Genomic DNA, 20,193 nt, shown 5'->3' on the forward strand with positions numbered 1-20,193 from the left:
TTATTTAGTTCCCTCAAGCAGAATATCTGCGTAAATCTGGCTCTTACTTTTACCCAGATCAGGGAGATATTCATCACCTGCAATAAGGGTCCAGACCAATCTGGTTACTCTTGCAGGTGCCACATCCGTATAAGTATTACCAACCTGGAGCAGTTTTTCCCGTAACATGCGGGAAACATTCTGATCTCCGGTAAGGTCGAAAATAATATCAATATCCACACCCATCCCGACAATATCAGCCAACTCCATCACCGGGACATTATCCTCTTCAGCCATTTTACGGCCCGGAGTATCACACATTTCACAGACTGCCTTAACTGTCATTTCGCAATCACTGGACAGAGCTTTCTTCAAAAAGGCAGTACCAATTCTCCCCAGACCGACAATCGCAATATTATGATTTTCCAAAACTGACTCCCATTATTGTATTTACGGTTTATATTTAATTTTTCATATAACTATACATAGTTGCCACCATCTTGCAAACATCTATGACTAAACGGACAAATCCATAAAAAACATGTTATTAATATTAAATACGCCAGTTTTCCTACGATGACTGCGAACAAAAAAAATGGCATCATCAGCCCGGTTATCAAACGCTATTTCATAAATTTTACATAAACGAGGATTTCAACATGGACAGAGGACCGACCCCGTTCAAAGATAAAAAAAATATCATCATCGCCTTGCTGCTCATGATCTGCATCATTCAGGCAGCGGGGCTGCTCAAAGCAAAACATGAATCTGTATCCGCCAGAATTGATTCCGGAGATGGGGTAAAAGTAACTGACGTAAGCCTCGACAGTCAGGGATATTCTCAATTGCTGCTCGCTTTTGATATGCCCATCGGACCGGAAAAACCCTCCTATGCCCTGAAAGAAATTCCGGCCACCATCACCCCGGAAGTAAAAGGTGAATGGCGCTGGATTAACCCCTATGCACTCCGCTTTACCGCTGATCCGGCTTTTAAAGGCGACACCCGTTTCACCATCGAACTTAAGCCGGAAAATTTCCTGCTCAAAGGTCAGGTTCTAGATGGGGAAAAAACTTTCTCAGTGCAGACCGGAAGCTTCGGAGTTAAAGAGATCGGACTGCAAACCGAACCTGTTGAAGGTCAGGGTCGCAAAGTACGAATAGAAGGGCATATTAACTTCAGTAACTACGTAACTCCCGAAAACACACTTAAGAATATTTCCCTGACCGGACCGGACGGTAAGGAAATTCCATTAAGCATCACCACCAATTACGATGATTACTATCAACGTTTTGTCAGCGCGCCTGTTGAAAAAGAGGTCGATCCGAAAACCTATGTGTTGAAGATAAGCAAGGACCTGCCCGATGGACGCGGTGCTATGGTGCTGGGCAAGGATTATGAAAAGAAAATCGAAGTGGTTTTCGATCCGGTACTCGGCTATTCCGGGTACAAAGCGTCAAGCTCGCTTAGCGGTGCAAGAGTGGAACTGGGCTTTTCCAGTCCTGTCATTCCGGCACAGGGTCTTGAAATGCTGAGCATCAATCCCGCCATCAATGTTTCTGCTGCCGCGTCCGGTAAAAAGCTGATCCTTTCCGGCTCCTTCAAACCTGGTAAAAAATACTCCGTCACCCTTAAAAAAGGACTGACCGCAGCCGACGGAGCCCTGCTTGAAAAAACAGTAACTGAAAACATCGTTATCCCGGATATTGAACCAAGCGCCGATTTCTCATCCGCTGGTATGTTTCTTTCCGAATCAGGGTACAAGACTCTAGGCATTGAGACTGTAAACACCCGCGATGTAAGCATTACTGTTGACCGCGTATTCCCCAACAATCTCTTTTCTCTATTCACCCATTACGGCTACATGGCCTTTGATCCCAACACCTATGGCGGCGGAATCTCCGCAGCATTGGGTAATCGCATTTTCTCTGGAAAAGTTAAGACTTCCGGAAAAAAGAACGTGAAGACAACCACTCCTCTGTCTGTGAAAAGCTTCATTGCCGAGGGAGGCAAAGGTCTTTACCGCATCGGAGCTATGGTTCAGGGTAAGGGAATGGGCGTTCAACGCTGGGTCATGATCACCGATCTCGGTGTGGTCGCCAAACAGGGAGACGACGAAACCCTGTTCTGGATTTCTTCACTCTCAGACCTCAAGCCCGTTGTTGACGCTAAAGTACAGTTAATCAGCAACCGCAATCAGATCATAGATTCCGGGACCACCAACTCCCGGGGCATACTGGTACTTAAGAACAAAGACATGCGTAAGAACCTCGGCCGTCCTTATATGGCTGTGGTCACCCGCAAGAACGACATGACCTTCATGCTCATGGACCGCTTCGCCACTGACCGCTCCGGGCTGGATATTGCCGGACAGCGGCTCTCTCCAAAAGGACTGACCGCCTATACCTACGGGGAACGCAATCTCTATCGTCCCGGCGAAACTGTGAAAGGTGTAGCCGTGGTCCGCGACCGCACTCTTAAGCCGCCCAAGAAAATGCCCGTGGTGCTAGTATATTCCGACCAGCGCGGACGTGAACTTTTCCGCCGCACTGTACATACTGACAGCCAAGGCATGGTTGAATTCAAACGAGCCATCCCGGACTACTCACCCACCGGACAGTTCAACATCAAGCTGCTGGCGGGTAAGGAACGTATCGGTAACTTCCGCTATTCAGTAGAAGATTTCATGCCGGACCGCATCAGCGCGGAAATCCTTACTTCCCTGCCCGCTTCGGTTGGGCAGAAGCTTAATTTTGAAGTGGAAGGACGATACTTATTCGGCCCCCCGGCAGAAGACCTTCCGGTATCTGCAAGGGTAATGCTTGAGCCAGCTGACTTCACTCCCGAAGGCTATGAGAACTACCGCTTCAACACCGACAAAAGTTCTTTCAAGCCCCGTGAAATTCTAAAAACTGACGCAAAACTGGATGAATCCGGTAAATTCTCATTCAGCACAGACATCCCGGCAAGCCTCAAGTCAGACTCCGCCATTCAGGCAAGAATGACTGCAAGGGTAAGCGAAACCGGAGGCCGTGGAGTCACAGCTTCGAAAATCGATTCGGTGCTTATTTCCAAGTTCTATCCCGGCCTGAAAAAGCTGAACAAACAGGGCTATGAACAGGGAGAATCCGTAAAACTTGATTACGTAACCCTGACACCGAGCGGCGAAAAGACCGTGGCCGGAAAATTGATTATGAAGCTCTACCGCGACCGCTGGCAGACCATTGTCCGTGCCACTCCGTCCGGTTCATATAAGTACGTTACCGAGCGTGATCCGCAATTGCTGGAAACCCGCGAGATTTCCGCAAAAGAGGCGCTAGGTTCATTCAAGGTCAGCCCGCCGGAATTCGGCAGCTATCGGGTAATTCTCAGCGATCCCGAATCAGGGGTTTCAGCACAGGCTGATTTCTTCTGCGGCGGCTGGGGCTATTCCCCTTGGGCCTTGGAGAATCCGGCACGCCTTGAAATCATTCCCACCCGCAAAGGTGACTACAAACCCGGAGAAATGGCTGAATACCAGATCCGCACTCCCTTTGCAGGACGTATGCTGGTTGCCATCGAAGACAACTCCATCCGCTGGAGCAAAGAACTTGATGTGGAAGGCAACACCGCTACCACCAAGGTTCCGGTCCAGAAAGGTATCAGCACCAATGCATATGTAACCGCAACCCTGATCCGCTCAGTGAACAAGCTTGAAGCGGGTTCCAGTGCGCGGGCAGTAGGCGCGGTGCCCTTATTTGTGGACCGGGAAAGCAACAGGCTCGGTATTGAGATTACCTGCCCCAAGACAACCCGTCCCGAACGGACAGTGACCTTGCAGGTCCAGACCAAGCCCGGAGCAAAACTGACCATCGCAGCTGTGGATGAAGGCATCTTGCGCTTATCAGGTCAGAAAACTCCAAGTCCTTTTGACTACTTCTATGCCAAACGAGCTCTCGGCGTACGTTGGTCCGACACCTTCGGACTGCTCATGCCCGATGCAGGCCCTATTAATAAGGCTCTTGCAGGCGGTGGCATGGATCTGGCCATGATGAAGCAATTTGCAGGCAGTTCCGCCATCCGCAGAGTTAAGCCTGTAACCTTCTGGTCCGGCATCATCACTGCGGATAAGAATGGTAAAGCTGAATTCAATGCCAAGATTCCAGAGTTCAGCGGAGCCCTGCGCATCATGGCTGTAGTCAGTGACGGCAGGAAATTCGGTTCCACCTCGAAAATCATGACCGTGCGTTCACCACTCATGGTCACCCCGACCCTGCCCCGTTTTCTGGCCCCGGATGAAATATTCGACATCCCGGTCAGCGTACGCAACGACACCCCGAAAGACGGCACTTTCAATATTGCAGTGAAAACCAGCGGTGCCATGAAGAATGAAATGGGACTGGAAGGATTCACCGTACCACAAGGCAGGCAGAAGACCGCTTTCTTCAAAACCCAGACCGGAGCGGACCTCGGTCCGGCAAGCTTCAAGTTCTCCGCTGAGGGTAACGAAGAAAAAGCCGGAGCTTCCATCGATCTGAACATACGCGCGGCCCTGCCTGTGCAGCGTTCATCCGAGTCCGGTTTCATCAAAGACAAATCAACCGACCTTCCGGCAAAGCTTGAAGGTATGCGTGTCGGCACAGCCGAACGAACACTCATACTCGGCAACCAGCCCATGCTGCGCCTTGCCGGAAAGCTCGACTACCTGCTCCACTATCCCTACGGATGTGCAGAGCAGACTGTGTCGCAGGCTTTCCCGCTGCTAAAATTCCCGGAACTTGCCCGCGAACTTTCACCGCAGTCCTTTGAAAAGGAATCCCCGCAATACATGGTTCAGTCCGCTTTGAGCAGGCTGTCCATGATGCAGACTTCCGACGGCGGTTTTGCAATGTGGCCCGGCGCGCACCGTTCTGAGCCTTGGGTTTCGGTTTACGTGCTGCACTTCCTGCAACGGGCCGCCATTTCCGGCTATCAAGTGGATAGCATGCTCCTTAACAGGGCCAAGCGTTTTGTTGCCAACAACTACGCCGACACCATTCGTGACGGCTATTCATACCGTCTGCCCTGCTACGCCCAGTATGTGCTGGCCCGTTCCGGCAAGGTAATGCACGGTCCCATGAACTATCTGCGTGAAAACAAAGCGGCAGACATGGATAAGCTGTCCCTGACCTTGCTGGCGGGTGCTTTTGCAGCTTCCGGCGACATGGCTGCCTACCGGGAACTGATCTCTGCCAAGCCTGCTCCGGTAAAAGGCAAGGACAAGGACCAGTTCTTCAGTTCCGAAGTACGCGACCTCGCCCTTGAACTTTTGGTGCGTATGGAAGCTGACCGCAAGGATGATGCAATCCCGCAGCTTGCCAACAAGCTTTACAATCTCATGGCTGACAACGGTCGCAACGTGACTCAGGATAACAGCCTCGGATTCCTCGCTTTAGGCACTTTCTACGGTCAGACCAAGTCCGTGCCGCATCCGTCCGGTAAAATCATGAGTGGCGACAAAGAACTCACTGCTTTTGAAACCAACGGCACCGCGCAGGTCACAGTCAAAGGCGATGAACCGCTTTCCATCATGCTTGATGCAGCCCCCGAAGAAGGTTCCTTCGTCTGGGCTATCAACAGCCGCGCTGTTCCGACCATTGAAAGCTGGAAACCATATTCCAACGGTCTGGATATCAAACGTGAATTCCTGACCCGTGATGGTGAACCGCTCGACTTGGGTGATATCAAGCAAGGCCAGCTTGTAGCTATGCGGACCGTGGTTACTTCCACAGCCAAGCCCGTATCCAATGCAGTCATCAGCTGCCTGTTGCCGTCCGGTCTTGAGCCGGAGAACACCAAGCTTGCCACCCGCGAGGATCTGCCGTGGGTCGCCAAGGGCAATGTGCAGCCTGACCATGTGGATATCCGCGATGACAGGGTGCTGGTCTTTTCCAACATACCCGCCAAAGGCAAAGTCGAGAACGTGACTCTGCTGCGCGCCGTGACCCGTGGGGAATTTAAAGTGCCCCCGGTGCAGGTTGAAGGTATGTATGATCCTGAAAAGTCAGCAGCTACCGCATTAGGTAAGATGATAATTAAATAACGATGCCTCCGGCGGCCGGGGAGGGGAAAATGTAGCCGCGCGCGATAATTCGCCCTCGCGAGCGACATAAATTACCTTAGTTTCCAGTTTCACTATATGAAACACCTTTTCATTTCTAGAAGAAAATATCCAGCGGTCCGATTTATTCGGGCCGCTGGTCTTTTATCACATATTTCATTTTCAAAGATCAAATTTGCCGTTTAAGGCTCCTTGATTTCATCCCAAGGTTTAGGTCGAATTTTATTTTTTAAATGCTGATACAGCGTTTTCTGATTTTCCCATTCCCTTCATAATATATAGTCACCTCGCGCTTCCAGTTCCATGGCCCGTTTATACAGCCTACGCACATAGCTTGTAGTAATTCCCAATCTCTTAGCGATTGTAGCGTTTTCAAGTCCCTGTTTTTTAAACTTCACAACCATGGCCATCTTCCTATCCCGTCTGGCCTGTCTTGTTTCGTGCGGTATATCGGCCAGATTCGGATAAGCCTCATAGAGCTGGTAAACAGATTCTTCAGGGGTTTTGCGCCCATGTTTGACGGAATTAAGAGCATCCAGCAAAGCATTTTCAAAACCTACTCTCACGGCCTACCTCCAACCCCCACCCCGCTTGATATTCTCAACAGGCAGCAACATTTCCTGCCCATATTCCTTCTTGAGTCTGCGCTGGGTGCGCTTGATGGTGCCGGGGGAGATCATTTCCCGGATATGGTAGCCGACCATGTAGTCAAAGGCCGCCCTTGTGTACCAAAGGTTAAGATACGGGGTGTTGTTCAGGGCTTCCCGGATCAGGCCGTCCCGGCCTTTGGTCGGTTCGCCTGTGTAGAGCTGGTTAATGGATACGCCGATACTGCTCGCCGTGGATACTGCGGGACCTGCGATAGTGCCGAGAAACCCGCCGCCAAAGCGGTTGACCTTGCCCAGCAGGAAATCACCGTAGATTCCGGCCCCGCCGGACTGAAGCAGGGCCGCGCTTGCGGTTCCCATGTTGATCTTGCCGTCCTTATCCACCAGCTCACGGGGAGTGCGTCCCTTGGAAAGGTCCTTGGCGGTCATGGCCAGATAGCCCATTATAAATGAAGTGGCCACGTAGTGACTGATCCCCATGAGGTCCAGCCCGTCTACATCGGCACGCTTCCAGCGTTTACCGGACATGGTACGCTGAATGTAGGCAATGGGAAAACTCTTGAACTGGGTAACGAACCGCGCAGCCTCACCCCAACCTGAACCGGGTCGCGTGCCGCGCACCATGGCAGCGCGTGTCTTCTCATCAGGTTCAATAATGGCGTACATGGTTTCATCAGCGTAGTAGCCCATCAGGTCTGTTTCCAGCTCCCGGCGCATGTCGGTGCGCAGACGTTGCTGAAACGCTTCGCGCTGCTCGTCATCACCACGGAAGTTCTCAAGTCTATGTTCAATAAGCAGATCAATGTCCGCATCGTCCAGATCCCAGACCTTTTCTGGCAGAAGATGGGTGTTGCCGTCTGCTTCCTTGGATGCGGCGTAGCGCAGCACTTCCCACTTTTCCATGCTGATGCCCTGCCAATCCAGTATGCGCCGGGTGGCTTCGGGCAGATCTTCCCAAATCAGGCCGCTAACGTGGCCCAACTCTGTGGAAAGCATATGCACGTAACCGGACTTGTTGGCCTCGGTCCATGCGGTCAGGCCTGACCATTTAAAGAAGCGGTTCAGATGTGAGCTGGTGCTGCCGAGGTGCGAGTCCTGAGCCTCAAACCTTGCGGCCAGATCACCGAGTGTGCCGTCAATCATGGTTCCCAGTGAGCGGTAGATCCTGCGCTGCTCTTCAGAACTCAGTCCCTCAAAGCGCATATCAAAAGCGGTTTTCCATGAATTCAGCAGGCTGTTGCCGTGGTGCCGGGCATTGATGGCCTTGACGAAAACGTCAGCCACAGCGGAAAGAGTAGCCCCGCCCAGCTTGCCCATGCTCATCACCGCACGGGTAACAGATGCGATCTTCGCAGCCGTGGGCCGCACAGCTCCGAAGGTTTCCCCGTTCAGTTCGGCGTACCAGTGGGCCAGCTTGCCGGAAACAACCCGTCCCTGGCTCCAAGCATTGTTCAAACGCTGCTCGGCGTGCGCCTTGATCTGCGGCTCGGTCATCTCCTGGCGCATGTTGCGCAGCTTCTCGAAAGTAAGGTAGCCCCGCGCGGCATCAACATCATTGCGCACCCGCAGCTTTTCAGCCTCAATGAGTGATTCCAGCATTACTTCCGGATTAGGGCCGAATGTATCCATCAAAGCCAGCTTACGGGAAGATATGTCGAGATGCCCCAGAACGTTATCCAGAACATTCCCGCGCCCATAAATCTCATGGTATTGCAGGAAATCGTCAGCACTTTTGAAGTGCAGCACACGGTGTTTGGTCATGGAGCGGGCCAAGTTTGCAGGCCCAACGTGTTCACCCTTGGCTTTCGCGTTGGTCTTAAGGTCTTTGCCGCTGGAGATGGTATCGAATACAGATTCAAGGGCTGTGCGGACATCGTCTTCTTCCATATCAGGGAAGGATCTTTCTGCGTCCAGGTGTTCCATGACGAAATCAACCCAGCCGCTACGGCCCCCAAGTGTCTTGGAGAGCAGCTTGGATTGGTCATGTGACTGCGGAATCCAGCCTTCAAGCTTGCCGATGTTGGCCCCGGCGCGGTTCATGCGCAGCCGTGCATCCTCGCAATACTTGCCCAGCACTTCCGCCACCTGTCCGGCCAGCTTACCCTTGAAGTTCTCCGGTTCCATCATGGCCTTGGCCACATCGTTCTGGAAGTCCTTATCCTTCAGCAGAAGCTTCTGCACCGGTCCGTCCAATGCTTCCAGCTCGGAAAGAATTCCACCTTGCCAACGGCGTTGAATGCCGCGCATCTTGCGGCTTACGCTATTCCTTGCACCACTGAATTTCTTGGAGCTGCCGACCATCATGGCTTCCATGGCATCAAGGAAATGAAAGCCTTCGCTTTCAACCTGAGAGATAAAACTATCCACGTTCTTGCGCTTCAGGATGGTCAGAGCAACCTGCTTACGGTTAAGCGCTGCCGCAATGGCTGCTTCCTCAGACTCCTTGGCAAGCAGGTCAACCAGCTCGTCAGTGGCCCTATTCAGCCCACCTTCCGCTTTCAGCTCCCTTTTTTTCTTGAGCATCTTTTCAACCACGGCCACGGCATCTGTCCGTTCCAGCCCGCCATCAATTACAGCCTGTACACAATCCGCTTTACTCGGCATCCGGCACCCCCAATACACATTCAACTACGCCAAGTCCGGCTTCTTCCATGTCGGCCACTTTGGCTTCGAGATCCTTGGCAGAGTCCAGTTCAAGCAGATCTTCTTCACTGACCCTGCCTTCAGCTATAAGTCTATCCAGTTCAATTTCTTCCTGGGACTTGCCGCTCTTGGCATCAATACCCATGGTTTCAAAGGCATCAGCTTTGTAGTCCGGGACTTCCAGCGGCTTGATGGGTTCAATGGTTTCTGTTTTCAGATTGACTTTATGTGTGTCGGTAGTTATTTCTTTATTAAGGTCAGGCTGTGTCGGACGATCAGGTATCCCGGCATTTGTATCCCCGTTAAGGTCATCCCCCTTCGGGAGACTCTGACCTTCAGAAACTTCTCGCCCCTGCTTAGATGAATGCGAAGTCTTGGCAGGTGTATCCCCAGCAGGTGAAAGACTGCCTTCGGTAGCCATCGACTGGGAGACGCGGGAAGTTTTTCTTTTTGAAAGGGAATAGGAACCTGTCTTGTCTACGAAGGTAGAAACTAAAGTCTGATCAGGATTGCCTTTCCGTTTCTTGGCTACATAAACGACATGCGCCCCGTCTTCACGGGCAACAGTCCAAGTTATATTGTTTTTGTGCTGCACTGCCGGGTCATACTCGCGCACCACATGCGGAAGACTAAGTATGTCTTCCTTTCTAACCTTCAGGTCGGCTTGCTTCCCGCTTTCCTCCCCATGCCTCCAGATGATTTTGACCAGGCCCCAGCCACGGGACTTATATTCACGGGCAAATTTCTTGTGCTTAACCACAAGGTTGCCGTCCTCGTTGAACATTGACGGCCCACGCTCAACCAGAATTTTTTCCAAGTCTTCAGGCTCTAAAGTGGCCAGCACCTCACCCGGATCACCAACGGGATCTGCGAGTACACGGTCATAGCCGCGGCCCAGCTCTTCCACTTCCTTCAGGATGTTTGAGACATCCACAGGGCGGTCATTAATTAGGTCATCAATGGCTTTATCAGCAGCCTCGGCAACCTTCTGCCGGGTCAGCGCATCGGACTGACGGCGCAGCTTGGCCACTCGCATGTCGTGCAGCTTGGCACCGCCGAAGCCGAACAGCCCACCAACGGCAGCACCGAAGAACACATCAGACATATAGTCGGCCAGCCCTACGTCCTTGCCCATCTTGGCCCGGTTGGGCATGACCACGGCATCGGCCAGCGCGGTACTGGCCGCGCCTTCAAACACTGCCGCACCCACACGGGCCATGGTAGAGCCTCCGCGCACAGCTCCGCCAAAGGGAATAAAGTTCACCGGGTCAGGCAATGAACCAACAATCCCGGCACCGAAGCCGAGGACGGACCGCGCACCGCCGCCCCCTCGTTCCATGATGGAAGTACGCTCCTTGCGCTTGTCGTATTCCTCGGCATAGATTCCGGCCCGGACCGGAGTCATAGTTTCTTCCCATTTGATGCCTTCCCGGTAATGCTCGGATTTCTGCCAGTCTGCTTCCGACATATACGGGAGCTGCTTCTGGGTACTGCGGTGCTGCATCCATTCACTGTGCTGGGTTACCGGATCATAAGGGTTTGGACCCCAGAAGGAACTGGAGCTGGCCCCGTATGCGTCACGTTCGGCGTTGGCTATGCGGGTTTCGTCCATGGCCACAGCAAGGGTGGTGTCTTCAAATGCTTCAGTCATGGAAGCACCGAGATAACGGCCCAGCTCCGGGCGGTTTTCCATTACCCGGTTGCGTTCATCCTGCGGAGTGGAAAGAGGAATTTCTACCATAAGTCAATATCCTCCAGCAGGGATGAGGGCTTAACCTGTGAGAACTCAATGCTTAAAGCATTTCCTTCAGCATCTGTAACCAACTTCTGACTGGCCGGATCAAGCAGAACAAAACGGCCATCCATGGTAATCCAGACCCCGTTATTCTCTATGTGCTCAATGTATTCCGCAGCTCCTGCCTTGCCGAGAGTGGCAGATTTGAAAGCCAGCTCCTGGTCAAGGTTGTTCAGCCGATCCTGAAGCTGATCTTCCACAGCATCACTGACCATATTCTTGGGAAAGTACACGGCTATTTGATCTTCGTTCAGTGTTTGGTAGTACTTATCCAGAATGGTTGCGCCGGTTGATGATCCGGTCAGTTTAGCCCCGTTCTTGGTTACATCTTCCAGACCGGAAACCCTGCGCTGCATGGCTTCATTGGCTGGAATCAGCGTTCCAACCCGTTGCATCAACCCCAGAAAATCAGATGAACTGACTGCATTTGTGAGATCTTTACCCTTTAGACTGCCGGGAATATCAGCTGTGCGAGTTGTAGAAGCTGCAACCAGTGTGCGCAGGTCCTCATCCATGGCTGTGGGTAACAGCTCCTGAATAAGGTCAACACCTTCGGGCAGTTCCATTTCGTTGATGACTCTGCCGGAATAGTTGCCCCAGCTCCCCTGAAGCTGACGCAGGAAATCAAGCTTACCTTCAGTGTCCGCGCTGCTGAATTCAGACTTCAGGTTACGCTTGACCTGTTCCGGCAGAACTACGCCTGGGCGGCCTGTAAGTTGCTCTTGCATCTGCAAGGACTTTTCAATAGTCATACGCAGCCGCTCTTCTTCGGTAATGTCCAAGCCGGTTGTCGCAGCTTCAACGTTCCGTCCAGCGCGATCCCAAACGTTCCCGGCGGGGTCTTTTTCAAATGTCTTTAACCGCTTGGTCAGGGCATCACGGGCAATGTTGTACTTCTGAAGCTGTTCAGATGCGCCTTCAATTTCATCAGGACGCAGGCTTTCAACCCGCGCCCACTGCTGGCTGATAGGCACCAGATTACCGGATTCGTCCACCTGTCCTTCCTTAAGGAAGAATGCCATTTCCCTGCGACTCTCCATCTCTGCAACGAGCTTCTGGCCCTGTCGGGCATACTTACCGCCAAGGTTCACGTAGGTTGCCAGAAGATCGGCATAGCCCTCCGGTTCTGAGCCGGTTGCTACAGCATAAGCATTCGCATCAGCCAGTTTCTCCTGAAGGAGTATGGCCCGTTCTTCCAGAGCCTTGGCTGCCTCTCTTTCCTGGACAAGCAGCTCGGCCCGTTCCTGCCTCTCAACCATGCGGATATCAGATTCAATCTTATCCGCAATCTTCAGCTGTTGAGCAGCGGAAAGCAGGGAATTACCTTCCTCATCTACTAGAGATTCCAAAGTCTGCCTGGCTTTGCGTGGGTCCTTCGAGGATTGAGCCGAGAGCATGGAAATCAAAGTCTGATCCTGAGTAGTACGCATGAGCTGGATCGCTTTTTCTTCAGGATAGGAAGCCTGAATATCTTCATTAAACTGGCCCAGCTTGTCGAAAACCAGAGTAGGATCTTCATGATTAGCGGCCGCAAAGTTGAGCAGCGCAGCCCCGGAGTTCTGGAATGAAAGGGCCTTTTCTTCGTTTCTTCTCTTGGAAACAAAGTTCATGGCCAGACCATTGCCACGCGCTTCCATGTTGGCCAGCTTGCTCAGAGCAACTTCTTTAGCGTCAGAGTTCCAGCCAAATTGCTTTTCTATGTCTTTACGTTTCCGCTGGTAATAAGCCTTAGATTCATCGCCAACTTTGAAGCGGCTGGAGTCGGTGCGTTCCTGCCAGGAATTCTGGAACTCCATTTCTTCAGCTTCCATGCCTGTGAAATAATCCCGCAACTGGGTTCGGGCCTGATCTGCTTTGCGATCTTCACCGATATTGAAGATAGTATTGCCCAGCCGTGCCAGAGCTTCACCATCTGCAGCCAACGCATTGGGGTTAACACCGTAACCGGCATTACCCGGTTGAACCCGGCCAAGGTTATATCCGATAAGAGTTCTATCCATACATCTGGCTCCCCATGGACAGCAGCGAGCCACCAGCGCCGAGGAATCCGGCATTGCTTTTCTGCATTCTGGAGGCTGCGGCGGAATTATAATAACCGGCCATTTTGTTGTCGGCTTCGTAGATGATGTTTTTCTTGCGCTGGTTATGGCTGATGATCAGGGAATTCTTGTCCCGTTCATCCATCCAATCAGTTGAAGCCAGAATGGAAAGCGGAGTGCCGACCATTTCAAAACCTGAAGCGGCGTTCTCCGCTATATACTGCGACCGTTCCCGTTTCTGTTTTTCGTCCAGCAATTCCAATTCTTTCTTATGTTCCCGCTCTTCAGCGTCAATATTGCGCAGGGCAGCATCCTGAGTGAGGATTGCATTTTGCTCCTGAAGCTGCGCGTTGTATTCCAAGCCGGAATTTTTGGATTGTTGTGCGGAAATTTGACCCACGGCAGATACAGCTGCACCTACAACTCCGATAATTGCTGCCATATTACACCACCTTTGCGAATGTATAGCGGTCCTTAAAATTGGGCGGGGTCTTGCGGCTGAACCCTTCGCAAAGAAAGCCCATGGTCTCCAGCATCTTGACGCTGACTTTGTTTTCAGTCAGCACCCGCGCCTCCAGCCGTACCAGTTTCAGTTCCTTCAGGGCCTTGCGCATTATCACACGGGTCAAATGCAAACATTGCATGGGATATTCCGGTACAAGGTCGCTGGTCAGTGCCCATGCCTCAGCGCACCGGTATCCCTGATACATAATCCCGCCACAGCCAATGATGACACCGTCTTCCCGGACAACAGTCATGGCATAAGCGGACTTCTCAAGACCTAGTCCCAACTCATATAGATTTACCCCTTCAAGGTCTTTGCGGTCCATGGCCCGAAGCTGGATATCAACGGCATCTGTTGCCTTAAATTCACGTTTATAAGTCTTCATAGTTTTCCTAAGTATTAATTACTTGTGTCGGGACAACCATAAGTACGGTCATGGGCAACGGCTGATCCTGACGAATATGAATTACACTGCCTCGGGTCCAACCGGTGGGGGAAACGAGTTCTTTGTCTCCGGTAAAAAGAGGAACGGCCTGCCCCATAGGCATATTGGGAGCGCGGGAATAGATAACGTCCAGCTCGCCTGGATTCATGCCCATTTTTCCGCCCAGAGTGTTGTAAAATCGGGCCGCAATTTTGAAGAGTAATTTAGGCTTAGTCTGGGACGTTCCCCGGTGGCTGCCGAATTCAAGAGGCATAGGTTCAACAACGGAGCTATAGCCAAGTCCCACATGGATTTTCTGTCCTGCGGAAGTGAGTTCCAGCTTGCCGTCTTCGGCAACTGTTTCGTTAGGAATCACTGCGCCGTCCACAAGGATCTCAACCTCGGCCCCAGCCAAATGCTCTAGGCCGGAAAGTGATTTGGTCTTTTCTTCCAGATCAAAAGTAACCCCGGCATCAAGGAAAAAAGCTTCCACAGCAGTGTCGTCATTGACGCTGTCAAACTCGGCCTCAATGAATTCCACAAACCGCTTTTCAGTTCCGTTGATGTTCCGCAAAACAACTGCCCAAAGCTCGTCACGTCCGGCAGCGTCATTGTGAATGGAAGCAATGGATTCAACCTTGCCCTTGGTTATGATGCGGCTCCAGGCAACCACGTTCTGCTCACGGTAGTAAGTGCAAGCCAGCAAGGTCCCGTCATTACGCAGCCCGTAAATAATGGAATCTGGTGCCTCCAGATAAGCCAGCTCCTTGATTCCATTACGGGTAATGTGTTCCGCAAAGATGGTCATATCGTTGGACGGGTATGAGTCGACCTGAAAATTATAGGCCATCTCCATAAGCCTCCGTCCAGCTCTTTGAATATAAAGGGCCGAATTGGCAGCCAGCACAGGAACAACTGAAGCTGCTCCCACTGTTGATGCCTGCTTGGTTCCAACGTCAGGAGTGCTGAATGTTCCGTTCTTGCCGAACACAGTCCAGGTTCCGCCCTGAGTGCCAACGTAGATCACGTCTTTGGGTAAAAGGAATTCAATGCGGTTGCCCTTGCCGGAGCTGATTTTTCTCTGTCCCGGAGCATCAGCCAGCACTTCCGCATCCGCTGCTGGCATGGTGAAATTCCAATAGTCACTGATTTTAGAGAAGTGGATCATCCCATCCGCAGTGGCCAGAAACAAACGGTCCTGGTAAAAACAGCAACAGGTGGGATGTAGTCCGGCTCCCTGTGGAGCGGAGAAACCGGACAGCGTCCAATTGTCGTGCGCGGTGCGGGTTAATTTCTGGGGCTGATGACCGGGGCAGGTCAGGATCAGAGTATCCAAAGACTGGCAGAAGTTAAGTTGCGCAATGTCTTCAGCAGTAAACGGGGTTGCCCGTTCATAAATCTCACCTTCACTGGTCTTGACCACACCCTGACCAGTGAAAACCCGCATTTTCAACGGCGAAAATTCCAAGACATAGGTCTGGGTTTCCGAGAATTCAAAGGGGATCAGACGTGATTTTTCAGAGTTGCTGACAGCTTCAACCACGAATCGGAAGCCGCTGCGCCGGGTGATCCCGCCATGAGGGTGAACATGGAAGTTCTCAAGGGTTTTGCAGCCGCTGTAATACTTGGCTACATCCACACGTCCAGCCAACCGGGGAGAGATCTCCCCGGAAGTAAAGCTGGCGATGACTGGGGTTGATATGGACAAACTATCCTCCGTATTTTGCTGTCAGCCAGCTTGAGTGCTGGACTATCTTATGGTTGTTTCCAGTTTCCCGTGCGTTGACTCCCCGCGCCTGGGTCAGGGTCCGCTCATATTTGGCCAGCATCGATTCAGCCATGGTTGTTGAGCCGGTAAGCGGATAAGCAAGTTTGCTGGCCAGACACTCGGCCAACGCAGCCCTGAGCAATGAATCATAATTTAACGTGTTCTCGTCCCGGCGTACGTAGAGCAGACACAAGGGAGACGGTTCATTGCAGAGGATATTCGGCCCCACGCGCTGCCAATTATCAATGATGTTCCCGGACCTGTCGGCCACCTGTGAAATCCTGAGCACATCCCCCGGAATCAGGTAAGCATAATCCCAGCCCCATGCAGGCTTTTCAGCCAATGCGCCTATTGTTCTCATATCCTGACAACAGACCCAGTCATGGGAACGCAGCACCTCGTCACGGACATTGTCCCAGTGTTGAAGGCAAAGACGCGCCCCCTGGCTTTCTTCGTTAATTGAATTGATGCGGCTGGCAGCCAGCAGGGTCAAAGCCGAATTGCAAATATCAAGTAAGCTGGACATTCGATTCTCCTAAAAAAAAAACGGGGAAGCCATGCGGCCTCCCCGTTTGTAAGTTGTATATGATTAAGGCCCGCCTGTTACGCGCTGGCCACCACGGTCACAGTGCCGTTTGTGTTCTTGGCCACAAGCAAATCGACTGCCGCAGCTCCTTCTGCGCCGGATGTGGCGATGATGACATCGCCGGTATCAAGGTTGAAGTCATTGACCGCATCGTTGAAGTAACCGCTGGCCTTGACGGTAGTCGCCGTGTCAGTGGTTTTGTAATGAAACTGCTGCTGGCCCGGTACGCCGTCAATGCGTCTCATCATTTTCCATTCGTAAGCCATATTAAGTCCTCCCTTTATGCGAGCGGTGCATCGTCATCGCATTTGATTTCAACCACGCCTTCACCGTCGATCAGAACCGCACCGGCGGAAATGTAACTGTTCACCAGATGGGCCGCCTTAAGAGGAACCCAGTCAATATCGCACTGGACATCACAGGCTTCAGCCAATCCGATAGCGGTCTTGTGGTACAGGAAGCAGCTACGCACACCGTCAACCAGAGGGAGATCCGGCAGCATCACCCAAGTATAGCCGTTCCAACTTTTACCTTCTGCATACTGAAGCCAGGGGAAAAGCTCTTTGGAGTAATCGCTGGATGCGAACTCATTAATGTTCATCAGTTCTTCCCACTGGTTCGGTCCGACAATGGCATATCTGTTGCCGTCCTGCGGAACGCTGTTTCCGTTAAGAATTTTGTTTCCCTGCTGAAGCTTGAGCTTACTGAAACCAGTGGCACCGTCACCGATGACGTTGGTTGTTAGGGCTGCCTGACCGATGATACGCCCGTCAATAACCCCACCGAGAGCTGAAGCGGCAATGACCTGAGAGGTCTTGCGTTCATCGTGCTGAATTTTAAATTCATCCAGTTTGTCCACCAGTTCTGCAGCATACCAGTCCCCCAAAGTGGCTGTTGCCGGAGTGTGATCCGGGTTCATCAGCGGAACATCGCCGTTGCGGGTCTTTTTGCCCGCCGAGCCTTTCCCTTTTTTCTGAAAAGTAACGTCCTTGCCGGTTACGTTAGTCTTGATACGCACTGTATTACGCAGTTTTGAGCCGCCCTGACCCGAATAGACAATGTGTACACCGTCTTCAAATTCAGAAGTAAAGGCTGCACTGACATCGTTCTTGCCCATATTATCCTTCCTGGCTGGTTAAATTTTTGTATCCTTCCCGCACTTTTTTTACGAAGGCTTCATCCCGTTTAGTGGGATCATTGGAGCCAAAGCGCGGGTCCTGTTGCATAGTCCTCAGTTCCTCACGGGTATAAACCCCTGGCTTACCTTTCTTCGGCCCTTTGAACTTACTTTCAGTCACCAGCGGAGCAATCTCGGCGAAAGCGTTCAATACTTCCACCTTGTTTCCGGCAGAACCAAGGGCCTTAAGAAGTTCATCACCGCCGATAGCCTTAGCCGCGCTCAAGGCGGCATCTGCCATTTTAGCGGCATTCTTGCCGTGCTGTTTCTTGAACAGTTCCACCTGTTCCTTGCGGTCAATTTCGACTTCGCTGTCTTCCGCAAGATCACCCAATTCTTCGGCCTTCTTGGCTACCCAGTCGCAAACGCCATTGAACTGTTCTTTGTTCAGGTTCAGTTCCTTGGCTACACCCCTGAATTCATCGCTGATTTCGTCCTGCATCTCAGCCATGCTTTCCGGGTATTCGTATTCAGCACCGTCTTCCGGCACGCCCATGGCCTTGAAGAACTCAGCCATTTCTTCCGGGGTGGCATCTTCGCCGGGGATCATGAACTTGGGTGCATCACCTTCAGGTGCTGCTTCAGGATCTCCGCCGTCTTCACCGGATTCATTGCCGTCTTCATTACCATCTTCTTCGCCATCACCGTTCAGATCCAACTCTTCGGAAGTATCAGAACCGGAATCATCAGCTCCGTCCTGGGACTTGGTGTCCTCGGAATCGTCCGCGTCTCCCAAGCCCTGTTCCAGCAGGGATTTACTCATGGGATTCCTCCGTTTTGGTAGGGGTAAAATTGTTAATGTTCGTCATATGCAGGATATGGTTTACCAATGACCTGCGGCCCTCGTTAAAATTTGTGCGTCCTGGCTCCGGCGAAAAAGAGCTTCTGTAATGGAAGCCTCTGGTCTTAAGATCATCCAGCACTTTCTGTCCGTCATCAGTTTCAAACACCCGCAGGTAACGCCGGTGCTGTTCCATTAATTCTTTTTTTGCATCACTTTGCGTTTCCGCCATTAGGGTCCTCCAGTTGTTGTGCCTGTTGGGCAAAATTCATTAATTGACCCGCTCCAGCCACGGCCTGCTGGGCCTGCATGTCTTCCTCTCTTTTCTTGCGTCGTGCTTCCACTTCGTCAGGATCACGCAGGTAGGAAGGCGGCAGCGCGTTACTGTCGCACTGGTGGCGGACAATCTTGTCCACATCAAAGTTATCCATCATTTCAGCCCGCTCCTGCGGAGTCTGGGCAAATGGTGCCAATGAGTTGATTACCTGCGGCAATCCGCTGCTTTCCTGTGCTCTGCGCAGTCTGGTGATTGCGTTTTCAACACTCAGCACAATGTCATCAATGGTCATTCCTGATGGAAACGGCCCCAGCTCCCCGGATCGGTGCAGGATTCCCAGCACACGCTTCAGCAGCATGACCAAATATTCAGAAGTTAAACGGGTCAGCACCGGCTTAACCAGCCGAAGCTTCTCACCCTGACGAACCCACCATTCATAAGCCGTCCCTGATGTTTCAGGCGATGACATGATTTCGTACATGAAGATGCGCAGAATGCTTTTTTCTCTGCGTTCCAGCATGCGCTCGGTTGCGGCGAGATCCACGCGTATTGGAAGCTGCTTCACATCATCGCCGGTTCCGGTGCGGTAGTAGGAAAGCCCACCCGGCCCGGAACGAATCGGCCCCAGAAAACTATCATCAGGCACCAGCATGGGCGGGTCGGCCATCTTTTCCGCACCCATGAGTCCGGTTTTGCTGATGGCGTTAAGCACCCGTGTGTCCGAAAGCGCGGTCATGCCGGGGCTGCGTCCGAAAACTTCACCCGCCGCCTTTGACCAGCGCGGAACCATGAATGGAAATTCCTGATAGCCGGATTGCTCCAGCACGGTTTTGGAATCCTTTTCCATGTAGACCGAGGCAAAGGGCATGTTTTCAACGCCTATTCCCTTATTGATTCCTTCCCGTGGGAATACGGCATGCAGGATGGCCACTTTTGTTTCCGGCTTTTTTTGGGCCAGTTCCTTGACCTTGTCCGAAGCCTCGTCTTCCCATTCCTGCATAATGGCCCGCGCACTCATCTCGTATTCCCGGAACAGGGTATCCACCCGGCCCTTGGAAGACTCGCTGACCACGCACTGAGGCAGCGGCAGTGTGGAAAACCTCACAAGGGTTTCCGGGTCAGCTTCCACGTACATAGCCCCGGTACCGACGAGGCAGACTTCAAAAAGCAGCTCGTGGTCATGCTGGGCAAAGCCGGTATCATCACCGGTGAAAACGTGCTTCAGCTTTTCTTCAACCCTTTCCAAAAATTCCTTTACCTGCGTGTCATCAGCCTTGCTCTGGTCACGGTGACGGGCCTTGTACCAAGAGTCGGAACCGTCAGTGAGCAAACCGCCAAGGCCGGAAGCCAGCAGGTTCAGCGCGTATTCAGGTGTGGACTCAAAAATCTTTTCATCACCGATCTGGCCCTGCTGGATGGTGCTGCGCTTCATGGGCTGGTAATAGCTGTGCAGCTCATCCCAAAGCCCGGTCCACTTATCACGGTCCTTTTTGGCGTCCGTGTACTGGCTGAGTATGTTTTCAGCTAGATCCAT

15 protein-coding genes are annotated in these 20,193 nt (G+C 52.2%); 1 reads left to right on the top strand and 14 read right to left on the bottom strand.

Translation table 11 applies throughout. The annotated features are described in order from the left end of the window. Entirely contained in the window at positions 1-408 is a 408-nt protein-coding gene (locus tag ACNI23_RS19110) for a Gfo/Idh/MocA family oxidoreductase (protein ID WP_420250857.1), read from the bottom strand. 230 nt (positions 409-638) lie between these two features. Here ACNI23_RS19110 and ACNI23_RS19115 point away from each other — a divergent pair, with 230 nt between their 5' ends. Next, positions 639-6,038, top strand: coding sequence for an alpha-2-macroglobulin family protein (locus ACNI23_RS19115; RefSeq protein ID WP_420250858.1), 5,400 nt, complete (start codon positions 639-641; stop codon positions 6,036-6,038). Between the two features lie 287 nt (positions 6,039-6,325). Here the strand turns inward: ACNI23_RS19115 and ACNI23_RS19120 are convergent, their stop codons facing one another. The 13 genes from ACNI23_RS19120 to ACNI23_RS19180 form a co-directional block, all read right to left on the bottom strand. Next, positions 6,326-6,622, bottom strand: coding sequence for a helix-turn-helix domain-containing protein (locus ACNI23_RS19120; RefSeq protein WP_320174948.1), 297 nt, complete (start codon positions 6,620-6,622; stop codon positions 6,326-6,328). Positions 6,623-6,625: 3 nt separating this feature from the next. Then, the gene (locus ACNI23_RS19125; protein WP_420249169.1) at positions 6,626-9,268 is read right to left on the bottom strand and encodes a hypothetical protein; all 2,643 of its coding nucleotides are present in this window, start codon (positions 9,266-9,268) and stop codon (positions 6,626-6,628) included. Then, positions 9,258-11,048: a hypothetical protein gene (locus ACNI23_RS19130; protein WP_420249170.1), complete on the bottom strand. Its 1,791-nt coding sequence runs from the start codon at positions 11,046-11,048 to the stop codon at positions 9,258-9,260. The genes ACNI23_RS19125 and ACNI23_RS19130 overlap by 11 nt, the downstream gene beginning before the upstream one ends. Further along, the gene (locus ACNI23_RS19135) at positions 11,042-13,102 is read right to left on the bottom strand and encodes a hypothetical protein (RefSeq protein ID WP_420249172.1); all 2,061 of its coding nucleotides are present in this window, start codon (positions 13,100-13,102) and stop codon (positions 11,042-11,044) included. Before ACNI23_RS19135 ends, ACNI23_RS19130 begins: the two co-directional genes overlap by 7 nt. After that, a complete protein-coding gene (locus ACNI23_RS19140; RefSeq protein WP_319778294.1) occupies positions 13,095-13,583 on the bottom strand; it encodes a hypothetical protein in 489 nt (162 codons plus the stop codon). The genes ACNI23_RS19135 and ACNI23_RS19140 overlap by 8 nt, the downstream gene beginning before the upstream one ends. Position 13,584: 1 nt before the next feature. Then, complete coding sequence (locus ACNI23_RS19145; RefSeq protein WP_320174944.1) at positions 13,585-14,031, bottom strand: GNAT family N-acetyltransferase; 447 nt, start codon at positions 14,029-14,031, stop codon at positions 13,585-13,587. Positions 14,032-14,038: 7 nt separating this feature from the next. Next, positions 14,039-15,778, bottom strand: a complete 1,740-nt coding sequence (locus ACNI23_RS19150; RefSeq protein ID WP_420249174.1) for a phage tail protein — start codon at positions 15,776-15,778, stop codon at positions 14,039-14,041. A 1-nt stretch (position 15,779) separates the two neighbouring features. Next, on the bottom strand, positions 15,780-16,364 hold the full coding sequence (locus ACNI23_RS19155) for a phage connector family protein (RefSeq protein WP_420249175.1): 585 nt from the start codon (positions 16,362-16,364) through the stop codon (positions 15,780-15,782). Positions 16,365-16,441: 77 nt separating this feature from the next. After that, entirely contained in the window at positions 16,442-16,690 is a 249-nt protein-coding gene (locus ACNI23_RS19160; RefSeq protein WP_420249177.1) for a hypothetical protein, read from the bottom strand. Between the two features lie 14 nt (positions 16,691-16,704). Then, positions 16,705-17,541, bottom strand: a complete 837-nt coding sequence (locus tag ACNI23_RS19165) for a phage capsid protein (protein WP_420249178.1) — start codon at positions 17,539-17,541, stop codon at positions 16,705-16,707. A gap of 1 nt (position 17,542) precedes the next feature. Beyond that, complete coding sequence (locus ACNI23_RS19170; RefSeq protein ID WP_420249180.1) at positions 17,543-18,364, bottom strand: hypothetical protein; 822 nt, start codon at positions 18,362-18,364, stop codon at positions 17,543-17,545. Beyond that, a complete protein-coding gene (locus ACNI23_RS19175) occupies positions 18,357-18,614 on the bottom strand; it encodes a Bbp19 family protein (protein ID WP_319778301.1) in 258 nt (85 codons plus the stop codon). Before ACNI23_RS19175 ends, ACNI23_RS19170 begins: the two co-directional genes overlap by 8 nt. Further along, a complete protein-coding gene (locus tag ACNI23_RS19180; RefSeq protein WP_319778302.1) occupies positions 18,595-20,193 on the bottom strand; it encodes a portal protein in 1,599 nt (532 codons plus the stop codon). The genes ACNI23_RS19175 and ACNI23_RS19180 overlap by 20 nt, the downstream gene beginning before the upstream one ends.

The sequence above is a fragment of the Maridesulfovibrio pacificus (SeqCode) genome, assembly GCF_048612815.1.
GTDB lineage: Bacteria > Desulfobacterota > Desulfovibrionia > Desulfovibrionales > Desulfovibrionaceae > Maridesulfovibrio > Maridesulfovibrio pacificus.